General features: G+C 40.1%; 19 protein-coding genes. 8 read left to right on the top strand and 11 right to left on the bottom strand.

All coding sequences use genetic code 11. The features are described 5' to 3' along the window. Positions 1 to 11 precede the first annotated feature (11 nt). Entirely contained in the window at positions 12 to 308 is a 297-nt protein-coding gene (locus AC559H_RS01720; RefSeq protein ID WP_026793649.1) for a DUF3493 domain-containing protein, read from the top strand. Between the two features lie 452 nt (positions 309 to 760). Here AC559H_RS01720 and AC559H_RS01715 read toward each other — a convergent pair whose 3' ends face one another. Further along, positions 761 to 1,804, bottom strand: coding sequence for a DUF1565 domain-containing protein (locus AC559H_RS01715; RefSeq protein WP_233423001.1), 1,044 nt, complete (start codon positions 1,802 to 1,804; stop codon positions 761 to 763). Between the two features lie 713 nt (positions 1,805 to 2,517). On the opposite strand from AC559H_RS01715, the gene AC559H_RS01710 reads away from it, so the two are divergent. Then, complete coding sequence (locus tag AC559H_RS01710) at positions 2,518 to 3,423, top strand: calcium-binding protein (protein ID WP_026793650.1); 906 nt, start codon at positions 2,518 to 2,520, stop codon at positions 3,421 to 3,423. A 69-nt stretch (positions 3,424 to 3,492) separates the two neighbouring features. On the opposite strand, the gene yidD is transcribed toward AC559H_RS01710, so the two are convergent. Genes yidD through AC559H_RS01695 form a run of 3 tightly spaced genes read right to left on the bottom strand, consistent with a single transcriptional unit; the run spans position 3,493 to position 5,517 of the window. Continuing rightward, complete coding sequence (gene yidD / locus AC559H_RS01705) at positions 3,493 to 3,717, bottom strand: membrane protein insertion efficiency factor YidD (RefSeq protein ID WP_026787206.1); 225 nt, start codon at positions 3,715 to 3,717, stop codon at positions 3,493 to 3,495. A 16-nt stretch (positions 3,718 to 3,733) separates the two neighbouring features. After that, on the bottom strand, positions 3,734 to 4,627 hold the full coding sequence (gene truB / locus AC559H_RS01700) for a tRNA pseudouridine(55) synthase TruB (RefSeq protein ID WP_026793651.1): 894 nt from the start codon (positions 4,625 to 4,627) through the stop codon (positions 3,734 to 3,736). Positions 4,628 to 4,674: 47 nt separating this feature from the next. After that, positions 4,675 to 5,517, bottom strand: coding sequence for a calcium-binding protein (locus AC559H_RS01695; RefSeq protein ID WP_026793652.1), 843 nt, complete (start codon positions 5,515 to 5,517; stop codon positions 4,675 to 4,677). A gap of 141 nt (positions 5,518 to 5,658) precedes the next feature. Between AC559H_RS01695 and AC559H_RS01690 the strand changes: the two genes are divergently transcribed. Both AC559H_RS01690 and ligA read left to right on the top strand, forming a co-directional pair. Then, on the top strand, positions 5,659 to 6,612 hold the full coding sequence (locus AC559H_RS01690; protein WP_026793653.1) for an Npun_R2479 family HD domain-containing metalloprotein: 954 nt from the start codon (positions 5,659 to 5,661) through the stop codon (positions 6,610 to 6,612). Between the two features lie 227 nt (positions 6,613 to 6,839). Beyond that, positions 6,840 to 8,888 (top strand): NAD-dependent DNA ligase LigA, encoded by a 2,049-nt coding sequence (gene ligA / locus AC559H_RS01685; RefSeq protein WP_026787202.1) that lies wholly within the window; start codon positions 6,840 to 6,842, stop codon positions 8,886 to 8,888. A 120-nt stretch (positions 8,889 to 9,008) separates the two neighbouring features. On the opposite strand, the gene moeB is transcribed toward ligA, so the two are convergent. From moeB to pdxA, 4 genes are all read right to left on the bottom strand, one after another. Beyond that, entirely contained in the window at positions 9,009 to 10,181 is a 1,173-nt protein-coding gene (gene moeB, locus AC559H_RS01680; protein ID WP_026787201.1) for a molybdopterin-synthase adenylyltransferase MoeB, read from the bottom strand. A gap of 87 nt (positions 10,182 to 10,268) precedes the next feature. Next, a complete protein-coding gene (locus tag AC559H_RS01675; protein ID WP_026793654.1) occupies positions 10,269 to 10,742 on the bottom strand; it encodes a M67 family metallopeptidase in 474 nt (157 codons plus the stop codon). 37 nt (positions 10,743 to 10,779) lie between these two features. After that, positions 10,780 to 11,979, bottom strand: coding sequence for an MFS transporter (locus AC559H_RS01670; protein ID WP_026793655.1), 1,200 nt, complete (start codon positions 11,977 to 11,979; stop codon positions 10,780 to 10,782). Between the two features lie 5 nt (positions 11,980 to 11,984). Further along, the gene (gene pdxA, locus AC559H_RS01665) at positions 11,985 to 13,022 is read right to left on the bottom strand and encodes a 4-hydroxythreonine-4-phosphate dehydrogenase PdxA (protein ID WP_036831508.1); all 1,038 of its coding nucleotides are present in this window, start codon (positions 13,020 to 13,022) and stop codon (positions 11,985 to 11,987) included. A 115-nt stretch (positions 13,023 to 13,137) separates the two neighbouring features. Between pdxA and AC559H_RS01660 the strand changes: the two genes are divergently transcribed. After that, on the top strand, positions 13,138 to 14,121 hold the full coding sequence (locus AC559H_RS01660) for a hypothetical protein (RefSeq protein ID WP_026793656.1): 984 nt from the start codon (positions 13,138 to 13,140) through the stop codon (positions 14,119 to 14,121). A gap of 60 nt (positions 14,122 to 14,181) precedes the next feature. Here AC559H_RS01660 and AC559H_RS01655 read toward each other — a convergent pair whose 3' ends face one another. Both AC559H_RS01655 and AC559H_RS01650 read right to left on the bottom strand, forming a co-directional pair. Beyond that, positions 14,182 to 16,089: an iron uptake porin gene (locus tag AC559H_RS01655; protein WP_026793657.1), complete on the bottom strand. Its 1,908-nt coding sequence runs from the start codon at positions 16,087 to 16,089 to the stop codon at positions 14,182 to 14,184. A gap of 420 nt (positions 16,090 to 16,509) precedes the next feature. Further along, on the bottom strand, positions 16,510 to 18,345 hold the full coding sequence (locus AC559H_RS01650) for a vWA domain-containing protein (RefSeq protein WP_036831511.1): 1,836 nt from the start codon (positions 18,343 to 18,345) through the stop codon (positions 16,510 to 16,512). Positions 18,346 to 18,783: 438 nt separating this feature from the next. Here AC559H_RS01650 and AC559H_RS01645 point away from each other — a divergent pair, with 438 nt between their 5' ends. Continuing rightward, positions 18,784 to 18,906 carry a photosystem II protein Y gene (locus AC559H_RS01645; protein WP_026787195.1) on the top strand — a complete coding sequence of 41 codons (123 nt, stop codon included), beginning with the start codon at positions 18,784 to 18,786 and terminating at the stop codon, positions 18,904 to 18,906. A 108-nt stretch (positions 18,907 to 19,014) separates the two neighbouring features. Beyond that, positions 19,015 to 19,266, top strand: a complete 252-nt coding sequence (locus AC559H_RS01640) for a MoaD/ThiS family protein (protein ID WP_026793659.1) — start codon at positions 19,015 to 19,017, stop codon at positions 19,264 to 19,266. Positions 19,267 to 19,292: 26 nt separating this feature from the next. Here the strand turns inward: AC559H_RS01640 and AC559H_RS01635 are convergent, their stop codons facing one another. Beyond that, positions 19,293 to 20,024 carry a glutathione peroxidase gene (locus AC559H_RS01635; protein WP_026793660.1) on the bottom strand — a complete coding sequence of 244 codons (732 nt, stop codon included), beginning with the start codon at positions 20,022 to 20,024 and terminating at the stop codon, positions 19,293 to 19,295. A gap of 334 nt (positions 20,025 to 20,358) precedes the next feature. Here AC559H_RS01635 and rpaB point away from each other — a divergent pair, with 334 nt between their 5' ends. Further along, positions 20,359 to 21,120 carry a response regulator transcription factor RpaB gene (gene rpaB / locus AC559H_RS01630; RefSeq protein ID WP_026787192.1) on the top strand — a complete coding sequence of 254 codons (762 nt, stop codon included), beginning with the start codon at positions 20,359 to 20,361 and terminating at the stop codon, positions 21,118 to 21,120. The last annotated feature ends 243 nt before the right edge of the window (positions 21,121 to 21,363 follow it).

Genomic DNA, 21,363 nt, shown 5'->3' with positions numbered 1-21,363 from the left:
TGATAACTAATATGACAACTCCTAAATCAAATAATTCTCAACAAAACTCCCAACTGAGTCCCGAACAATATACCCGTCTGAAGGCGGAAGCCATGGCTCCTTATCGGGGTTTACGACAGTTTATTTATATTGGTTTTGGGGCTTCAGGTTTTATTGGGGCGGTGGTATTCTTCGCCCAACTGTTAGCCGGACGGAATATCACCTCCGCGTTACCAAACTTAGCTCTACAGGTGGGAGTGGTGGCCCTAATGGTGGGTTTATTTCGTTGGGAACAAAAGGCCAGTCGCCGTCTATCAGACAGAAAGTAACATAACTAAATATTTCTCAATCTAACAATACAAGACGCAAACAAAAGAAAATAAAGAAAATATTACGAAATCAAGGTTTTGCCTTGATCCCTGGCATGATTATATATAGTTAATCAATTGAGTTCAGCTTTCTCTGGAATCAATCTAGTATGGATATTCCTGTTAAATGTTGAGCCATAAGAACCGCAGGACTTGCGGGGATAGTCTGTGGAGCGAATGTAAGACCAAGACTTATTGAAGGTGGAGGCAGTTGCAAAGAAACAGAAACCTAAATCGTGAGGTTTAGGAATCGCCGTACTTTTAGAGCGGTGAAGATGTCAAAAAGACCTTAACCATAAATCCGATTGAGTCGCTCAAATGGGGTCAGTTTGTATAAAGACCCTAAACATAACAAATCTACATATAAAAATATGAAGGTCAGCTTCCCTCAGTTGGAAGCTGGCTTTTTATTTTCAGAATTCTGCTGCACCGGAGACCCGGGTTTGATCGATTTCATTTCCAACAACTGTCAGGGTATAACCGCGTGTGGCATTATACACATCATAGCGACCATTACTCCGAATAATATTTTGACCAGGACTGGCGGTTGTGCCTAAATCCGGTTGAGCTTGAGAGATCGCCACCACTCCATCTCGTTCATTATTTTCAATTAAATTGTTTCGTAAAATAGGTTTGGCTTGGTGAGAAATCACAATTCCATCTCGATTTTCGATAATTTTATTTTCCATAATTGTAGGAGACGCTTCATCATTAATCGAGATCCCAAATCCGGTGTTTTGGAAAACATTATTCCGAATTTCTCCGGCTCCTGAACGGGCAATTGAAATCCCATTTCCAGCATTTTGAGTAAATATATTACTCTGGATTTTTGGATTACTTTCAGAAGTAATAAAAATTCCATCCCGCTTACTTTCAATAAACGTACAGCCACTAACTACAGGACTAGAAGATTCTATCCATAAACCCGTTCCTCTAGTATTGGGATTGGTAACTGTAACCCCGATAATTTGACTATTTCCTTGGGTTTTAATTGTGGCATTTTGTCGAGCAAAGGTGGGACTCACGAAATTTCCCCCCCCCATAATCACCGTATTTTGTCCATTGCTGGCTTCATCTCCTTGTAATGTCACCCCATCTTTTAGGGATATCGGAAACACTTCTCCGGTTTCCTGACTGTAGGTACCTGGGTTAAGTTGAATCACTGTACCCGATTGAACCCTTTGCAGCGCATAAGTAATCGAACGATAGGGGCCAGTTTGACTTCCTGTAGAAGTTTCGCTATCACGTCCAGCATTGGGATCGATATGGATGATTGAATTTTGAGCCAAATTTTGGGACATCAATGGGGGATTGAGCCGAGTCGCTGGGATACCAGCCAAAACTGGACTTCCCATTCCTGATATCAGCCCTAATCCTAAAATGATTGTTAGCCATCCTCTTAACCCACTGGGGCTGGGGTGTCGATGCCATTGGTAGAGTAAAGTCAATCGTGGCATCGGCTCCTGTTGATGTGACATAGATATCGCTGGGATTCGTTTAACTTCAAGCATTTTAGCCGATTCAGATCAATCAATTCAGTTTTCTTGAATAAAACGGTGATTCTGTTGGGAACTTCCCAGTAACAAGGTCAGTCAGAGAAGCCAGATTGTTTTTACGTCCGGTTCCAGGTCGGTGTCACGAGGACAGTTCTAAGCGGGGGTGTCAAGAAATCCTTGTATCTAGGACTCCTTTGCTCCCGTCGGGCGGTCAATCATTTCACATCAAGCGATAGCCAGTTTTGCCGAACCCAAGAACGGATGTGAGATCAGGGCGTATTCCTGTTGTGTCCATTGAAGACCAAGATATAAATTTCTCAATCTCTTGCTATTTTATTGACACTTCTGTTAAGCTGATACGATATTTTTTTACTCATTACTGACGGGTGCTTGGCTTCACTCCAATGGGTTCTAGTCGGTGGTGTCAAACCATTGTTTGCACCTACAAGAGATGGACTTTGTTCAATTTTCAACATCGTCCCTTTTTCTGTTAAAATGCACTGGATTGTTTGTTCTCTTTAGGATAAACTGAGCGTGGTGTTCATTGACCGACTGGAATCTCTGGTAAGTTGAAGTTTAATCATCTCTAAAGCTACCAGTAACTAAGTTCCTATTGTAGAATCCCCAAAGAATCGAAACGCTAACATTATTTAACTCAAGTGAGGAGCACTTAAATGTCTCAGATAGTAACATCCGAAGGCGTAGCATCAGTAACACTAGCAGGGGGCGGAGTTGCCCTAAATGCTGTCCCAGGTAAGGCTAATAGCATTTCAGGTACGGCCGACACCAAGTTAATTCAAGGTGCTGGTCTTAATGATACTCTCTCCGCTGGAGCCGCAGCCCCTGTTATCATTTATGGTTTCAGTGGCGATGATCTGATCTATGGTAGCAACGTCGATACCGATGAGCTTTACGGGAACCAAGGAAGTGACACCATCTATGGTCTAGGTGGCAAAGACTTCATTGCTGGTGGTGAAGGAAATGACCTGCTCTATGGTGGTGATGGAGATGATACCGTCTTTGGTGACGTAGGAAACGATACGATTTCCGGTGGCGCTGGCAATGACATCCTTGGTGGCGGTGAAGGAAATGACTTAATTTATGGTGATGACGGCAATGACATTATCTGGGGTGAACAGGGTAATGACAACCTCTATGGTGGGGCCGGAAACGATACCATCTATGGTGGTGCCGGCAACGATGTGATTGCTGGTGGAGACGGAAATGACTTCATTAATGGAGACAAAGGCAATGATAACTTATCTGGTAATGCCGGAAGTGACACATTTGCCTTTAGTCAAGTTGGCACTGCTAATGCCGATGTAGTGGTTGATTTCGTATCGGGAACTGACAAGATTGCTTTGGCTTCTAGTGCGTTCACATCTCTGGGTGTCAGTGTAGAAACCAGTGAATTCACAGTGGTTGCTAACTTCAACCCTGCAACTCCTGCTGCTACTGCTGGATTGGTTTATGACTCTAACAATGGTAAGTTATACTTCGTCACTGGTGGTGCTGCACAAGAAGTAGCTACCTTTGTGAATAATCCTGCTCTGAAAGCTACTGACTTTGAACTATTCTAAGTCTTAATTTGTAGTAATTCAGAATTGGGGGTAGCTTAGTCTACCCCTTTTTTTACGGGTTATCAGAGTCTAATCTTCGGGTTTGGGAGGAATAGGATCATAACCCCCAGGATGATAGGGATGACAGCGTAAAATTCGCTTGAGTGCCAACCAACTTCCTTGAATAATTCCAAAGGTTTCTAGGGCTTCAATGGCATATTGGGAACAGGTGGGATGGAAGCGACAAGCGGGGGGAAATAGGGGAGAAATCAACAATCTGTAGCCTTTAATTAGGGTAATTAATAGGGTTTTGATCATATTAAAAAAATGGTTAATTTTCAGTGAGAACAACTTGAGGAGCAAGGAGAATTTGTTCGGGAGTTTCGATTAATTTTCCTATTCCTAATAGTTGTTGATTTTGATCATAGACACTCACGGGACGATCTTCTATTATTTGATTTTCTACAACAATAGATTGTCCTTGAAACCAACGTTTTGTTGATTCATAATTTAGGATAATTTTTGTTAAATGATTTAAAGGAATATCTGGAGATAGGGGCAAAAATATTTGCTGTTGAACTTGGGTTTCTAAGGTTTCTAAGGTTAGACTATTTTCTAAACCAAAACCACTGCTTTCGGTTCTGATTAAATTAGCTAAAGTAGCTCCAGTATTAAGTATAGCTCCTAAATCCCTAGCAATAGAGCGAATATAGGTTCCTGAACCACAGGCGATCGCAATTTCTAATTCGGGAAATTCCCCCGGATACCAGTTAAGAATTTTCAGATCAAAAACTTCTACTATCCGACTAGGAACTTCAATAATTTCTCCTTTTCTAGCTAAATCATATAAGCGTTTTCCTTGAACATGAATCGCACTATAAATAGGAGGAATCTGTTCAATTTTACCGATAAATTGAGGGAGAATTTCTTGAATTTGTTCAAGTTGTAAATGCGGTACAGATTGAACAGTTAAGGTTTCTCCTTCTAAGTCATCGGTGTTGGTGGCGACACCGAATTTGATTCTAGCATGATAGGCTTTATTGGATGGGAGAAATTGCAATAAACGAGTGGCTTTTCCCAGCGCCATTGGTAATACTCCAGTTGCTGCGGGATCGAGGGTTCCGGCGTGTCCGACCCGTTTTAATCGTAATATTCGGCGAACTCGCGCCACACAGTCATGGGAGGTGAATCCGGCAGATTTATTAAGGTTGATAAACCCGTACATTAGTATTAAATTTCCTGTATTAAATGGTTGTTTTCTGCTATTATTTATTAAGGTAGAGATTTAAAATTAACCGATGTTAAATTGCCTGTAAAACCAGGAATAAATGCTAGATAAGTGGGGTTATCTCGATCATCTGTCCGAATCAATAAACCGTTAACTCCATTCACACGGTCTGTTTCAAATTTTAGTTTACTAAAAGCTAAATCGTTGGGTAGCAAAATAACATCATTATTTTGATTATAGTCTACAATAATATCTGTTAAAGCAGCATTTCCACTACCAGAATTAACCGAAATAAAGAAAGTATCTTTTCCGTCACCCCCAACTAAAATATCTTGACCTCGATCACCGGATAAAAAATCATCTTTATTTCCTCCAACCAGACAATCATCTCCGGCTCCACCATACAGGGTATTATTATTATCATCCCCTCCGATCAACAGATCGTTATCGTTATTTCCGAATAAAAAATCTTTACCATTTCCACCTTCTAAAGTATCTGCACCTTTGCCTCCAAATAGGGTATCATCTCCATCACTACCGAGAATAGAATCCCGACCTTGATTACCATTAATATAATCATTTTCAGTTTCCCCATCGATCAAATCTTCACCGTCATCACCAAAAATTGTGTCTCCTCCTCCGCGACCATACAAACTATCTCGCCCTATATTTCCCCTGATAATATCTGCCGCCCCAGTCCCAGCTAGACTAACACCCAGGGTATCTGTCACTTGGGGAATTTGATTTCCATTTCCACTCAAGCTGCTATTGCCAGAAACGGTACTATCACCTCCGGGAACCGTTGTGCTACCATTAGTCAAGGTGTCCCCGGGTAGGGTGTTGTCGTATAACAGAAAAACTAAATCGGGATCAAATGCGGATGTCATAATCAGTTCAAAATTAGGTTGATCTGAAATTTTGCCCACACCGGGACAACGGATTAATAGAATATAATTAGCTTAAGCCTTAAAACCCATGACTAGATAGCTAATTATCTGGTCTGTAGCACTTTATTTAACTAATAAGTTATGCTTAATGCCACAGCGATTCTAATTGATGTCTTTGTTCAGCAATTACAAGCTGGATATCGTCGGACTTACGGCGGTTTTAAACCCAACTACCCTGAAATTATTGCCTGGGCTGGAACAATGGCACTGGAAAATATTGCCAATTGTGACGCTCTTTACCACAACGTTGAGCATACCATGTTAGTGACGTTAGTGGGGCAGGAAATTTTACGCGGAAAACATATTCGGGAAGGTGGAGTTACGACCGAAGACTGGTTACATTTTATCATTTCTTTACTGTGTCATGATATTGGCTATGTGAAGGGTGTTTGTCGTCAAGATCAAGAATCTTTGGGTTTATTTGCAACGGGAATTGGGGATGGAATTGTGCCTATTTCTGTGGGAGCCACATCAGCTAGTTTAACTGCTTATCATGTTGATCGAGGAAAGTTAGTAATTGATGAAAGATTTGGGGGACATAATTTAATTGATGCGGAACAAATTAAACGCAATATTGAGTTAACTCGTTTCCCTGTTCCTGCTGATGAAACCCATCAAGATCGACATAATTATTCGGGACTAGCCCGGGCTGCTGATTTGATAGGTCAACTCAGTGATCCCCGGTATTTGAAAAAGATTAGTTCCCTATTTTATGAATTTGAAGAAGTGGGAACTAACAAAGTTTTAGGTTATAAAACTCCAGGGGATTTACGCCGAAATTATGCTAAATTTTACTGGAATGGAGTGTTTCCTTATATTCCGGCGGCATTGAAATATTTGGAATTAACCCAAGAAGGAAAACAGATTGTGGCTAACCTTTACGCTAATGTATTTCAAGTGGAAAATGAATCTCGAATTTTGCAAGGAATTAATCAATTTCCGGCTGAAGTCAATGGTGGAAGTCAAAATGATAAGAACAAAGAGAACGACTTAAATGATCAAAAATCCTTTGAATTGACGGGTTTAAATTTATAGAAACTCAAAATTGATCGGAAAAACGGTAATTCCTAATTGAGAAAGGGAGGTTAATTTATTAATCTTCCTTTTACTATCTTTGATAGTAGGGAACAGCCCCCCCAAACCCCCCGTGTACGGGGGGTTTGGGGGGGAGGGAACAGAGGGTAAAAGACTTAACCGTAAGATTTCTTTGTCCTAACTACCAAGATCGACTGCTATACATTAACAGGTTTGAGGTATTAACAATGATAGAAATTACCCCAGAAATTCAGCAACGAATTGAAGAATTAAGACGGTTATTGCAGAAAGCTAGTTATGAATATTATGTCCTAGATGCGCCCACAATGGCGGATTCTGTTTATGATCAATTATATCGAGAATTGCAAGATTTAGAACAACAATATCCTGAATTAATTACGACCGATAGTCCAACTCAACGAGTAGGAGAAAAACCCGCAACTCAATTTCAATCCGTTAAACATAATATTCCTTTGTACAGTTTAGATAATGCTTTTAATTTTAATGAGTTAAAAACTTGGCAAGATCGAGGGCAAAAAACAGCTACAAATACATCAGAATTTCCGACTTATATTTGTGAATTAAAAATAGATGGATCTGCCTTAGCATTAACTTATGAAAACGGAATATTAGTTAGAGGTGCAACCCGAGGAGATGGGATAACAGGGGAAGAAATAACTCAAAACGTGAAAACAATTCGTTCAATTCCCTTAAAATTAGAACTAGAAAATCCCCCTAATTTAGTTGAAGTTCGAGGAGAAGCATTTTTATCCTTAAAAGTATTTGAAATAATTAATCAAGAAAGACAAAAAGAAAGGGGATCATTATTTGCTAATCCTAGAAATGCTGCGGCCGGAACTTTAAGACAATTAGACTCTAAAATTGTCGCCCAACGGAAACTAGATTTTTTTGCCTATACTTTACATATTCCCGAACAGAATAATTTAGAAATAGTTTCTGCTCAAACCCAATGGGATAATTTAGAATTATTGCAAAAAATGGGGTTTAAAGTTAATCCTAATCGTCAACTTTGTTCTAATGTAGATGAAGTGATCAAATATTGTGAATATTGGGATCAAAAACGGCACAATTTACCCTATATGACCGATGGAGTGGTAATTAAAATTAATCCCTTATCTCTACAGGAAAAATTAGGATTTACCCAGAAATTTCCGCGATGGGCGATCGCCTATAAATATCCCGCCGAAGAAATGCCAACTCAAATTAAATCTGTTACTGTACAAGTGGGGAGAACTGGAGCTTTAACCCCCGTTGCAGAACTTAACCCGATTTTACTGGCAGGTACAACGGTGCAAAGAGCGACATTACATAACCGCGATCGCCTAGCTGAATTAGATCTGCATATCGGTGATACGGTAATTGTCCGCAAGGCCGGGGAAATTATTCCCGAAGTCGTAAAAGTATTATTAGAATTGCGCCCCCAGGACGCTAAAAAGTTTGAAATGCCAACCCATTGCCCAGAATGCGGTCAGGCGGTTGTACAGTCATTAGGAGAGGCGGTAACGAGATGTATTAATGATTCTTGTCCGGCAATTTTACAAGGATCTTTGATTCATTGGTGTTCCAGAGATGCCTTAGATATTAATGGTATTGGGGATAAATTAGTTCAACAGTTTGTTAATAAAAAATTAGTTAATTCCGTAGCAGATTTATATGATTTAACTGTTGAGCAATTAATGACTTTAGACCGGATGGGGGAAAAGTCAGCAACTAAAATTATTCAGGCGATCGCAACTTCTAAAAACCAACCTTGGGCGCGGGTATTATATGGTTTAGGAATTCGTCATGTTGGCAGTGTGAATGCCGAATTAATTACCCAAAAATTCAAGAGTATTGAACAATTAACCCCAGCATCCGCCGCCGATATTGAAGGAGTTTATGGCATCGGGCCAGAAATTGCCTATTCTGTCTCTGAATGGTTTAATCTTCCTGCTAATCAACTATTAATAGAAAGATTAAAAACCGCCGGATTAGAGCTTGCAAATTCAGAAAAAATAGACTATAATCAAAGTAATGAACCTCAAACCTTGGCAGGCAAAACTTTTGTAATTACGGGAACATTACCAACTTTAAAAAGGGAAGATGCCAAAAAAATAATTCAAAATGCCGGAGGAAAAGTCACGGATTCAGTTAGTAAAAAAACAGATTATCTAGTTGTAGGAGAAGAAGCAGGATCTAAACTTAAAAAAGCCCAAGATTTAGGAATTACCCTATTATCAGAAGCAGAATTACTAACTTTGCTGTCTGGTCTTTGACATTCTCCCCTTCAGTATTCCAGATTTGTTTTATATTCCATCCTTTAATGTTTGCTACGCATCCGTATCAAGTAGAGACGTGCCATGGCGCGTCTCTACTTGAGGTTTAAACAACCTTAATTAATATTCGGGAACTGAAGCATCAATTTCTCGACTCCAAGCCAGAATTCCACCTTTAACGTTAGTTCCTGAAATTCCTGCTTCCTTGAGAATCCCTAAAGCTTTTCCCGAACGCATTCCCGATTTACAATGGGCAATTAAACGATGACTATTTAACAGTTCTTTGACTTGTTCAATGCCTTTTCCCTGCTCAATATCGGGTAAAGGAATTAACACCGAACCCGGAATTTTAGCGATTTCATATTCATGGGGATTACGAACATCAATTAATAGGAAATCATCCGCCCCACTATCAAGTAATTGTTTAAGTTCCTCAACGGTGATTTCAGGAATATCCATTTTCTGTTTAGCCTCCTGTTCTTGTGCTTGAGGAATTCCGCAGAACTGCTCATAATCAATTAACTTTTCAATCACTGGACGAACAGGATTGGGACGTAATTTTAACTCACGAAACGTCATTTCTAAAGCGTTATATAATAACAAACGTCCGCTTAAAGTTTGTCCTTTTTCCAGAATAATTTTAACGGTTTCTGTGGCTTGAATTACGCCAATCATTCCTGGTAAAATCCCTAAAACCCCGCCTTCTGCACAGGAGGGAACCATTCCGGGGGGAGGAGGTTCGGGGTATAAATCCCGGTAGTTGGGCCCATCTTGGTAATTAAAAACCGTTGCTTGACCCTCAAACCGAAAAATTGACCCGTAGACGTTAGGTTTGTTCAGCAAAACACAGGCGTCATTCACCAAATATCTGGTCGGGAAATTGTCGGTTCCATCTACAATCACATCATAAGGTCGCAGCAGGTCGAGGGCATTTTCTGAACTGATGCGGGTATTGTAGAGGTCAACTTGACAAGCGGGGTTAATCTCCAAAATCCGGTTTTTCGCCGATTCAATTTTGGGTTTCCCCACCCAAGCCGTCCCGTGAATAATTTGGCGTTGCAGGTTGGAGGTATCAACAACATCAAAATCAACAATTCCGATGCGTCCAATACCCGCCGCGGCCAAATATAGCAGCAAGGGCGAACCTAGTCCCCCTGTCCCAATACAAAGTACACTCGCCGCCTTCAGGCGTTTCTGACCTTCCAGACCGACTTCTGGTAAAATCAAGTGGCGGGAGTACCGTTCGTAGTCGTCTTTCGTTAACTGGATTTCATCCAGATTCGGATTTAGCATAGCAATTTTGACAAAAAATATAACCGTCCCAGTTAGGGATTTGGGTCATCAAAACTATAGATTATAGCTGAGGATGGGGAAGATCGGTTAATGTGTGATTAAGGGTTCGGATTGAAACTGATGATGCTGATCTAAACTCCAGTTTTGCAGGTCGGTGGTTTTTCCTTTTTCGACGGAAATAATAATATAAGAATAGTCTGACCACGCACAAACTCGATCAAATTCTGAGGGAATGGCGGGATGATCGGGATGGGAATGATAAATTCCGATTATGATTAAATTGCGATCGCGACCTTGTTTTTGAGCTTGAATCATTTGTTGAGGAGAAATGGTAAACCTACGTTCTGAGGTAACGGGTTTATTAGTAGTTTCTACTTCCTCAAAGGTTTTGGCTGTTTCAGAATTCCAAACGTTTTCTGTCGGAATAATATCTACAATTATTTTATCATAATTTTCGTTAATTTCGCCCATTAATAAACCGCAACATTCCTGGGGATAGGTTTGTTCGGCGTGGGTAGAAATAGCTTTAATCTGTTCTGAGGATATTATTAATTTAGACATCGGTTAAGGTTTATTTTAGAATAGATCAGAATTGTCTTTATTCAGTTATTTTAGGAATTGTTAATTTCGGCAAAAATAATACCAAAAAAGTTGTAATTAAAAATGCCATCATCCCCAAGCGATAATTGATTATAAGGTCAACAGTTCCCAATTGTTTGATGATGAAATCATATCCACTCATCGCCAAAGAAAACGCCCCAAAATATACTCCTATTCCTAAACCGCTCTTCTGGGATGGAAATAAAGAAAAGGCAATGGGGACAATTCCATTGGCGACTAAACTATAGCTGGCAATCATTAATAAACTAACCAGAATAATTATAATTTTATTCACAACAAAAGACGAGAATAATAATAAAATAGCTGTTGTTATTAATCCAAGTAATGTTGCTTTATTATTGCCAATTTTAACAGCAAACAATCCCGCAGGAATGGAAGTAAATGCTAATAAAACTAACCCAGAAAACATAATTAATTGGGTATTCCCGCCTGAATTTTTGATCACTTGAGGAAAAACTTCCCCTAAGATTAATCGAGATCCCAAGGCTACAAATAACCCTAATAATGCCACAAAAACTAAGTTTCTGAAATATAATTTTTGAGTCGGTTCTTCTGACTGGGGAATAACGCTCAAATCAGGATTAAAATATCTTAAAATACCCACAGAACCCAATAAAACTAAAGACCCAATAGTAAAGGTAATTCCCGATCCTAAACTGAGAATAAACTGACTAGAAATAGGACGAATTGCCCCGACAATACCCCCCATAACAACTAAAATACTCATGGCTTGGGGGAGTTTTGTTTGTACAGCATATTGACCTAATAAAGCCGTAACTGGACTTCTAAAAAGCGCCATGGCAACGGCCCATAAAATCAATAGAATTGGGAATATCCAATGTAAGGAATTAAGAGATTGACCAAAAATATAAAAGGCGGGAATGGCAATAAATAAAGCTGAGGCTAAAATTACTCCTAAACTAATTAAGGGAAAACGAGTTCCCAGCCATCGCCGTTGACGGTCAGAGAAATTTCCTGCTATCGGTTCAATAATTACCCCTAACGCATTTTCAATTACTAAAATAGTTGGGAATAAACCGGGAAATCCAAAAGTTGTTAAGAGTTGAGGAACATATAATCTATACAGTAACCAAGTTAAGCTAATTGCGCCTTGAACTAAGGCTAATCCGATTAACTGAAACCAAAGAATAGACGGTTTAGAAGTTGAGGTTGACATCGGAATTAAGGATTAATACGATTATTTACTAATTCTATGCCTAAATCAATAGCTGCTTTCATACTTGACCCATCAGCTATTCCTTTTCCCGCAATATCAAAGGCTGTGCCATGATCGGGAGAAGTTCTAATAAAGGGTAAACCAATTGTAGTATTGACTGCCCGATCAAATGCCATTAATTTAACCGGAATTAACCCTTGATCATGATACAATGCGATGTAGGCATCATGGGCATTTTTTCCTAAATTAAACCAGGCTTGACCGGGCTTAACCCACATTGTATCGGGGGGAATTGGGCCGTCTAATTGAATATAGGGATAGCGATCGCGTTGTTGATTTAACCAAGGAATTAACCAGTCTTTTTCTTCTGTTCCTAACTGCCCATTTTCTCCGCTATGGGGATTTAATCCGGCTACGGCAATTCTAGGATTTTCTAATCCAAATTCATGGCGTAAACAATCGACCAATAACTCTAATTTTAAACTCATTAATTCCGGGTTTAAGGTTTGGGAAATTTGCGTTAGGGGAATATGGGTCGTAGCTAATAGAGTTCTTAATGTCCAGCCTGTATAGGGAGAGCGGGCAACAAATAGCATTCCAAAGCGTTTAACCTTGGCTTTTTCTGCTAAAAATTCCGTTTGTCCGGGATAATTATAACCCGCTAAATTCCAGAGATTTTTAGCGATTGGCCCGGTGATAATTCCATCAAATTCTCCTTGTAAAGTTCTGGTAATAGCTGTATCTAAATATTGAAAACTGACCGCCCCACTGGTTTGATTTCCGACCCCGATTTCTAATGGGGGTAAACTCGGATCAGGCTCTAAATCAATCACCCGTAACTGATTAGGTTTTGCCGCCTGAAATCCCTGATTTTGTAATTGCTGATAGGTTGCTTGTAAAATGCGATCGCTTCCCACTATAGTTAGATCACACTGTTGATGCAGTGCTGGATCAGCTAAAACTTTTAATATTACTTCTGGCCCGATGCCTGATGGATCGCCTAATGTTATCGCTAAACGAGGTAATTTTTTAGACTGAAGCATAATTCAATATCCTTAAAACCATGTTAATTTTAATTGATATCATACAATAATCCTAAAATTGTAGTAAGCCCTTCAGGGCTTTCTTTCCCTTATTTCTCCCCACTTTTAACCAAATATGAATATTCCCTCAACCCTTAATGTCGCCATCGGCTTATTTTTTATTTATTTACTTCTGAGTTTATTAATATCAGAAATACAAGAATTTTTAGCCAGTTCTATTTTTGATTGGAGAGCCAAAAATTTATATCGTTCTATTCAATTTATTTTAGGAGATTCAGCAACAGAACTTCTGTACCAATACCCTTTAATTAAATCTTGGAAAGATTATAAACAACGGGTGAATAAAAATTCTGTTGGGCCATCTTATATTCCTAATTCAACCTTTGCTTTAGCATTAATTAGTGTAATTATAGAAAAGTCTGGAGTTCAACCCGAAATCAATAGTTTAACCATTGATGATTTTATTCTAGCGATTAACTCAGAGGAGATCAAACAGTTTTTTGATCCAGATCAAATTAAACTATTCAAAATTTTAGCCATAAAAACCAAAAATCAAGCCGGAGATACTGCTAATTTTGAATCCTTAGAAACAGCGATCAGCGATTGGTTTCAACAGTCTATGAACCGGGCATCGGGAGTCTATAAACGGCAAGTAAAAATGATTACACTTACCATTGGATTCCTAGTCGCCATGGGATTAAATGCCGATACATTAAATATTACTAATCGTCTTTTTCAAGAACCTGTTTTACAGGAAAATCTCAGTCAAAGTATTGATATTATCCTAACTAACAATCTTAATTCTCCTTTGAATAACTGTTTAAACTCAGATGCTGACTTGACAAAAAATTGTCAAGATTTAACCGAAAATTTTCTCTATTCTTATTTATTTGACTTTTCTTCCTTGCCTTTAGGATGGGATCAATCTAACTTAAATCAACAGTTTAATTCAGGGGAAAATATTGTTATTCAACTATTTAAAGTTATCATGGGCTGGGGATTAACTGCGATCGCAATTTCCATGGGTTCTTCCTTTTGGTTTGATATTCTCAACAAATTAATTAACGTTCGGAATACCGGATCAAAACCCCAATCTTGAAGTCATAAAAAAACCAGCCTCTTAAAGAAACTGGTTGATTCAATAAATATTAAAAGGGAATTAGAAGCGGAAAGTTGTCCGCAATGTTCCCACAACAATCGTGTTGTTGTTGCTATTATGATCAGGATTGGTGACGACGTAGAAACCAGGTGTCACAGCAATGTACTCGCTGAGGGGTAAGCGATAGAAGCCTTCAATATGAATGGAGGTGTCTCTGTCTTCTAAGCCATTAATATCATGACTGACGACTTTCGGAGGCATCCCCACAATTAAACCCCCAGCATCTCCTTCTCGGAGGATATCGGGAAATCCTAACACCGCAGCCCAGTTGATAATGGTTGCATTACTGTTACCACCATTCTTCTGGTCAGCCCAGGTACTTCCAAACCAACCGCCGATGGAGAAATGGCTGGCGACTTTCCAGTTCATTTGTACGCCCAGGTTATCTGTGGTTGTGGCGTTTTCACCGAAGGGTTTATTAGCACCCCAACTCCCCGTACCACCGGAAACGTATACGTTATCGTTACTGAAGTAACGGTGGTTATAATCCAAGGAAAAAGCCAGGTTATCAGTTGGCGCAAAGACTAATTGAGCCATGGCACCATAGGTACCATTGAACATACCTGTACCCTGGCTGGCTTGAGAAGCAAAACCATCATCGGCCATATAACCCAGGTTAGCTTTAAAAGCGTGACTAAAGGCATATTCCACACCTAAGCCCGTACCAGAAGGGCCCTGGAATGTCGTCGGGTTGAAGCGTCCAAAGCGGGAAATTGAACCACCGGCATCATCACCAAAGGGAGTCAGAACATCTTGAATATCATCCAAGGCTAACCCTTTTGCACCGACCCAGACTAAACCTTTTCCTTGGGAGAAGGGGTAACGGTAGGTGAGGTTATCCAGAGTCACGTTGCCAGGTTGACCATCAATGCCCGTCCGAGACATTAGGGTATTGGTGACATCAAAAGCACTCAAATCCGGTATGGATTGGGCTTGTAAACGGGTTCTGAGTAAATCTTGGCCCGTGAAACTGGTATCAAAGTTTAAACGAGCGCGGTAGCCAAAATAGGCTTCGGCGGGGTCATCGCTCGTATCGGCAAACTGACCTACCACATTATAAGACGCCCGATCTCCAAGGGCATCTCCTGGCCAGAACACCACTTCTCCCCGTAGTTTAGTAGTGGTAGAGAATTGATTGGCTTCCAGTTCTCCGGCGCGGGCTTCTAATACCGTAATTCTTCCGCGCAGACTGGCTAACTCGGCGGCAAATTCTTCCATGAGGCGTTGCAGTTGCGCCAAGTCCTCACGGGTGACTAAATCTTTGGTTGAGGCACTAATCAGTTCATTAATCCGCTCTAAACAGGCGTTCACCCCAGCAGCGAATTCAAAACGGGTTAAAGCACGATTCCCTTTGAAAGTTCCATCGGGATATCCCGCAATACACCCATACCGTTCTACTAGGGATTGTAGAGCTTGGAACGCCCAGTCCGTCGGTTGAACGTCGGATAGTTGGGAGACGGAGGTAACTTGAGCTTGACGCTTGTTGTTGCCCCGACCTTCACGGCCATATTCATTAAGCTGTTGCATCACCTCGGCGTTATTGGCCGCATCGCTTTGAGGTGCCGCATCGAGATCCGCCAGGGGAATCTCGCTGTTAGCGGGAGTTTCGATGCCTCTACTGGGCCAAACTCCAGCATGGGGATTTACGGGTACCTGAGCTAACTGTTGCGGTGGGGTGAGGGTCAAGGTGTCCAAAGGATTCACAGAGACTTGCTCACTGATTTTTAACTCAGTTTGGATGGGTTCCAAAGGGATTTCTGCGGCGGCAGATACTTCGGTTGCCGCTGCAATCGCAGTGGGCCCGGCCTCAGTCACGGGTAACTCTGCTAATGCTGTCATCGGGGCTAATAAACTAGCTCCTAAGACGGCAGGACTGAGTAGCCATGCTTTCAGTAGTATTTTCGACACTCTATTTGCTCCTCACACGGGTCTAATTTTGATATTCTAGCAAGCACTTTCACCAAACCTACAACCATCAGTTAAAATCTAGGATTTTTTTGATGTTGGTTTTGTTCCGACTTCAGGGGTGGAAGTGTTGGCACAATCCAGTCCACAGGCTCCCACGGACAAGTTATCCGCCGAATATTATTCACTCACTTGATTGTTGTGAGTTTGTCTGTGGTTCTTGAATTTTTCAGATTCTATCAGACTGAATCTGATTTAACCAGGTTATGCTGATCTGTTGGAAATCCCTATTCTACCCTAATTCTTGCCAGATGACCTAACAGATTAGAGCTTAGGCCATTTAATGGGTAATGGGTAATGGGTAATGGGTAATGGGTAATGGGTGTAAGGATGAGGTTAGGGGTGAAATACAAACGGCCCATGCTATTGAATCAGACGTCGAATTTTGCCATAGGCGGCGTAGGATTTGCCGTCGGCAGACTCCCTGACTTCATCCACCACATATAGAACTCCTTCAGCCCGAATATCACGGGGAAACCGAATATTATAGTTAGGATTATAACCATCGGAAACCACTCGCGCCCGGAGTTTACTCCCCTCTTTAACACATTGAATAATCACCCCATTTCCCACGGTATCAGTTGTTTCTAAATCTGCAAAGGATTTTGGGGCTTTAATTGCCTGTAAATTCTTTGATTTTTTGACTTTTGGGGTTCCCGCTTGACGTTCTTCTCCGGGTTTAACTAACCGTTTAATTGTGCCTGAAGCCCGGTAAAAATCCCCATTTGCCGAAAGTTTAATTTCTTCAACAATATAAGTCACTCCCGCTTCCCGAATCTGGCGAGGAAACTGCACATTTAACTCAGGATTATATCCCTCAGAAATAACCCGAACTCGCAATTTTCCCCCCTCTCGAATACATTCTACTAATACCCCATGCTCAAAGGTAGAAACTGACTCTAAACTGTCAGCATCTCCGGTATTAATCCCTCTTAAATTTAAGTCTTCTCGGTTACGAGTTCGGGTTTGATAGGATTGATCCCGCATTTCTTTACGGCTGACGGAATCAAAATTTTGGCTTTCAATCCGTTGGGCATAATATTCTAATTGTTCAATTTCTTCGGCAATTTCAAAGATTTCATCTAATAATTTTTGTTGAATATCTTGAATCGCAGATCGTAAGATTTCCGATGCTTTTTTATACTCCCCTTGATCTGCTAGGGCGATCGCTTGTTCTTTAACTTGAGCAATTCGCAATTTACTGGTTTGTTCAAAAACCGATTGATTGGGTTGAATTTGTTCGGCTTCTGCTTCTGAACCAATATTAATTGTAACCTTTAATTCCCCTAAAATTTGCTCAATACTGTCGTTGACAATGGTTTGATATTTATAATTTAGTTGGAGTAAGGTAAGTTGACCTAACTGGTTTTGAGGAGGAATGATCAGTTGTAGTGCTAACTGTTTGGCTTCCACTTCATAGACATCTCCCACAAAAACTTCTAACCCATTGTCAATAGAATTAGTCCGATAATTATTTAATATTTCTCGAAGTTCAATCGACCCTTCCGGCTGTAATTTTACCGTTAAATTTTGTGCAACTACCGAGGTTAAACTTTCTAATTCAATCCGAAATACATCCGCCACATCATCTGGGGATTGAACAAAATAAAAGCGCCCCCCCGCCGCATCAGCCATAGCAATTAATAAGTCTTCATTAAAATAGGTTCCAAATCCTAATGTTGTGGTAATAATTCCCTGTTCGGCTTGTTTTTGAGCCGTTTTAGTCAGAATTTGCGGATCGGTAATTCCGAGATTAGCTTCTCCATCTGTTAATAATAAAACCCGGTTTAAATATTCTGTATTGAGATGGGATTTAACTTGTTCACAGCCTAATAACCAACCCGCACTTAAATTCGTACAACCTCCGGCTTGAATTTGATTCAATTTTGCACAAATATCTGCTTTATCTGTAACCAGTCGGGGAGCTAAAATTACATCAGCCTGATCATCATAAATAACAATAGAAATAATATCCTGAGCCGTTAAAGATTCTACTAATTTTTGCGCCGCTTTAATCGCATATTGGAGGGGTTGACCTGCCATGGAACCGGAGCGATCAATAACTAAACTTAAATTTAATCGCCGTCGAGGGCTAGAATTTTCAGTTTTTTCTCCATTAAAATTGAGAATTAAATCAACGGCAGTCCCCGTATTGGTGGCAATTAATGAATGGGACAGAGAATAGTTAACTTGAATCATAACTCAAAATACCTACAATTTTTCTAGTTTCCATTGTGCCAAATCAATACTAAGGTCTGCCAAAATTTAAGATTTGCTTTTTTTTGCATAAAAGCGGTTTTAGCTATAAGTAGCTAAGTACCTAAACAAAATTAATTACACATCCTCTACCCTGTTCCCTCCCCCCCAAACTGCCCGTGCACGGGCAGTTTGGGGGGGCTGTTCCCTCTCTCAACTAGGTAATTTATTTTGTGCAACTACTTATAAGTATTTTAACTCAAGGGTTGTAACAAAACTTTATATTATGGGATCGGGTTCTCATTCTACTGATCCTCGTAATCTGATAAAATGGGGTTAACAGAACTGGCAAAACAGCCTCAGTCCTCTCTTGATTACCAGAATAGTTGGAATCAAAACAAAAAGATGAGAGATGTTTAAAAAACTTTAGGAGGAGAATCTATGGATTTCGATTTTCGCATTTTGATTGTTCTATTACCCCTAATTGCAGCATTAGGTTGGGTTTTTTTTAATATTGGTGCGATCGCCATTGGACAAGTTCAACGCTTTTTAAATAAAAGTTAAACGTAACTTCTCAGCGATATTTCTTCCTATCCTGTTATGATACGGGGTAGGTTTTTTTCTAAAATGGGTAATGGCTAATGGGTAATGGGTAATGGGTAATTACGAATTATGTCAATCACAGTTACGGTGAAACTATTTGCAGTCTTTCAAGAAGCCTACAAAGTTCCAGAATTAGTATTGAATTTTCCACCAAAAACTCCCATTTCTGCAATTTTAGATCGGTTAATTCAAGAACACCCAGAACTAGAAAAATGGCGAAATGTCACCAGGTTTGGAATTAACCTAGAATTCGTTAATCCTGATACTGAAATACAGGATAAAGATGAAATTGTTTTAATTCCTCCGGTTAGTGGTGGTTAATTCCCTGAACTATTAAAAAGGAATTATTAGACTCCAAAATGCTTGGCTAAATCCTCAGAACCACCAATTAGTTTTCCATCAATAAAAACTTGAGGAACTGTGGTACCTCCGGTGACTGCTTGCAAACTTTTGGTTGTAATTTCTTTCCCTAAAACAATTTCTTCAAAAGCAATTCCTCGCTCTTTTAATAGGGCTTTAGCACGGGCGCAGTAGGGACAACCTACTTTTGTAAACAGCGAAACTAAAGGGAGTTTGACCGCATTAGGATTAATATATTTGAGTATAGTTTCTGCATCGGAAACTTCAAATGGATCGCCAGCAACTTCCGGCTCAATAAACATTTTTTCGATGATCCCATCTTTGACTAACATGGAATAACGCCAGGAACGTTTACCAAATCCCAAATCGGTTTTATCAACTAACATTCCCATCTTTTCTGTAAACTCTCCATTCCCATCGGGAATTAAGGTAAGATTATCTGCTTCTTGATCTTTTGCCCATTCATTCATCACAAAAGCATCATTCACAGAAATACAAATAATATCATCAACTCCATTTTCCTTAAATACGGGTGCTAAATCGTTATAACCCGGAACATGACTACTCGAACAAGTAGGAGTAAATGCACCGGGTAACTCAAAGACAATGACGGTTTTCTGTGAAAATAACTCATCGGTTGTTACATTAACCCATTCATTATTTTTCCGCGTTCTAAAGGCTACATTGGGAACCCGTTGACCTTCGTGATTTTCTAACATTGGTTTCACTGTTGTAGTGGTTACTAATCTGCCATGATAACATTATTAATGTTTTGTTTAAAAATATTAACCCATACAACTGAATATTACAGTAGATTGTGGATATGTTAAGTTTGATAACAAATTGAAAACCTATGTTATCATAAATAGGCAGCAATCTAAGCATCAGACTGAATCACCCACCCCAAAAACAAGTGAATTTCCGTCCCATCATGTCATTGTGCAGGTTGTCGGAATTTGTGGGTTGAAGCAGTCCTGAGAACCTGTAAGCATTGATGTGATTTGCTTTTGCCTTGCTCGATTAACGGCTGATCCATCTATTATAAAACCAGATATGAGTTTACAAACACAATTTGATGAAAAACGCAACGGCGAAAAAATTCTAGTTGCCGATGATGAGTCTGCGATTAGACGGATATTAAAAACTCGTCTTTCGATGGTGGGCTACAATGTGGTCGTTGCCGCCGATGGTTTAGAAGCGCTAGAAATGTTTGAAAAAGAAAGTCCTGATCTTTTGGTTTTGGATGTAATGATGCCGAAATTAAATGGTTATGGCGTGTGTCAAGAACTTCGCACAAAATCGGATATTCCGATTATTATGTTAACCGCTTTAGGGGATGTGGCGGATCGAATTACGGGTTTAGAATTAGGGGCGGACGATTATTTAACTAAACCGTTTTCTCCTAAAGAATTAGAAGCTCGAATTCATGCAATTTTAAGACGGTTTAAAGATACGACTCCATCCCATAGTTTGAGTCCAGAGATGATTCAACTCGAAGCCGTGCGGATTGATACGGTTAAACGACGGGTTTATAAGGGTGATAAAGTGGTTGCCTTAACCTATATTGAATTCAATCTTTTGGAGTTATTAGTTAAACGTTCTGGGAGTGCGGTTTCTCGTTCAGAAATTCTCAAGGAATTATGGGGATATACACCTCGACGGATTGCGGATATGCGGGTTGTGGATGTTCATGTTGCGCGGTTACGAGCAAAAATTGAAGAAGATCAACGCAATCCTGAATATATTTTAACGGTGCGAGGTGTCGGTTATTCTGCTCAACGTTTACCCGGTGTGGAAGAAGCTATTGGCGCTTAATTGTTTTCAAATAAAAACTTTTCAAAATTTCAAAACAACTTTCTTTTTTCTGTTTTTTGTGAATTTTAAATCTCGATTTCCTCCCTGAAAAATAGTTATAGCGCCCGCCAAGGCAGTTAAGACACCAGACGGATCTTGGAACCCAGACGGTAAAGTGTTTTCCTTCGGTGTTCCCTCCCCCCCTAGCCCCCCGTGCACTGGGGGTTTGGGGGGGCTGTTCCGGTGTTCCCTGCTATATCATCA

Source organism: Planktothrix prolifica NIVA-CYA 540, from assembly GCF_963864145.1.
Classification (GTDB): domain Bacteria; phylum Cyanobacteriota; class Cyanobacteriia; order Cyanobacteriales; family Microcoleaceae; genus Planktothrix; species Planktothrix agardhii.
The sequence above is the reverse complement of the archived record's forward strand: the minus strand, read 5'-3'. Positions and strand labels throughout refer to the sequence as shown.

Bases quoted from the DNA above. Each gene is read 5' to 3' on its own strand.
- AC559H_RS01720 (WP_026793649.1), top strand. From the start codon at position 12: ATGACAACTCCTAAATCAAATAATTCTCAACAAAACTCCCAACTGAGT.
- AC559H_RS01715 (WP_233423001.1), bottom strand. From the start codon at position 1,804: ATGCCACGATTGACTTTACTCTACCAATGGCATCGACACCCCAGCCCC.
- AC559H_RS01710 (WP_026793650.1), top strand. From the start codon at position 2,518: ATGTCTCAGATAGTAACATCCGAAGGCGTAGCATCAGTAACACTAGCA.
- truB (WP_026793651.1), bottom strand. From the start codon at position 4,627: ATGTACGGGTTTATCAACCTTAATAAATCTGCCGGATTCACCTCCCAT.
- AC559H_RS01695 (WP_026793652.1), bottom strand. From the start codon at position 5,517: ATGACATCCGCATTTGATCCCGATTTAGTTTTTCTGTTATACGACAAC.
- AC559H_RS01690 (WP_026793653.1), top strand. From the start codon at position 5,659: ATGCTTAATGCCACAGCGATTCTAATTGATGTCTTTGTTCAGCAATTA.
- ligA (WP_026787202.1), top strand. From the start codon at position 6,840: ATGATAGAAATTACCCCAGAAATTCAGCAACGAATTGAAGAATTAAGA.
- moeB (WP_026787201.1), bottom strand. From the start codon at position 10,181: ATGCTAAATCCGAATCTGGATGAAATCCAGTTAACGAAAGACGACTAC.
- AC559H_RS01675 (WP_026793654.1), bottom strand. From the start codon at position 10,742: ATGTCTAAATTAATAATATCCTCAGAACAGATTAAAGCTATTTCTACC.
- AC559H_RS01670 (WP_026793655.1), bottom strand. From the start codon at position 11,979: ATGTCAACCTCAACTTCTAAACCGTCTATTCTTTGGTTTCAGTTAATC.
- pdxA (WP_036831508.1), bottom strand. From the start codon at position 13,022: ATGCTTCAGTCTAAAAAATTACCTCGTTTAGCGATAACATTAGGCGAT.
- AC559H_RS01660 (WP_026793656.1), top strand. From the start codon at position 13,138: ATGAATATTCCCTCAACCCTTAATGTCGCCATCGGCTTATTTTTTATT.
- AC559H_RS01650 (WP_036831511.1), bottom strand. From the start codon at position 18,345: ATGATTCAAGTTAACTATTCTCTGTCCCATTCATTAATTGCCACCAAT.
- AC559H_RS01645 (WP_026787195.1), top strand. From the start codon at position 18,784: ATGGATTTCGATTTTCGCATTTTGATTGTTCTATTACCCCTAATTGCA.
- AC559H_RS01640 (WP_026793659.1), top strand. From the start codon at position 19,015: ATGTCAATCACAGTTACGGTGAAACTATTTGCAGTCTTTCAAGAAGCC.
- AC559H_RS01635 (WP_026793660.1), bottom strand. From the start codon at position 20,024: ATGTTAGAAAATCACGAAGGTCAACGGGTTCCCAATGTAGCCTTTAGA.
- rpaB (WP_026787192.1), top strand. From the start codon at position 20,359: ATGAGTTTACAAACACAATTTGATGAAAAACGCAACGGCGAAAAAATT.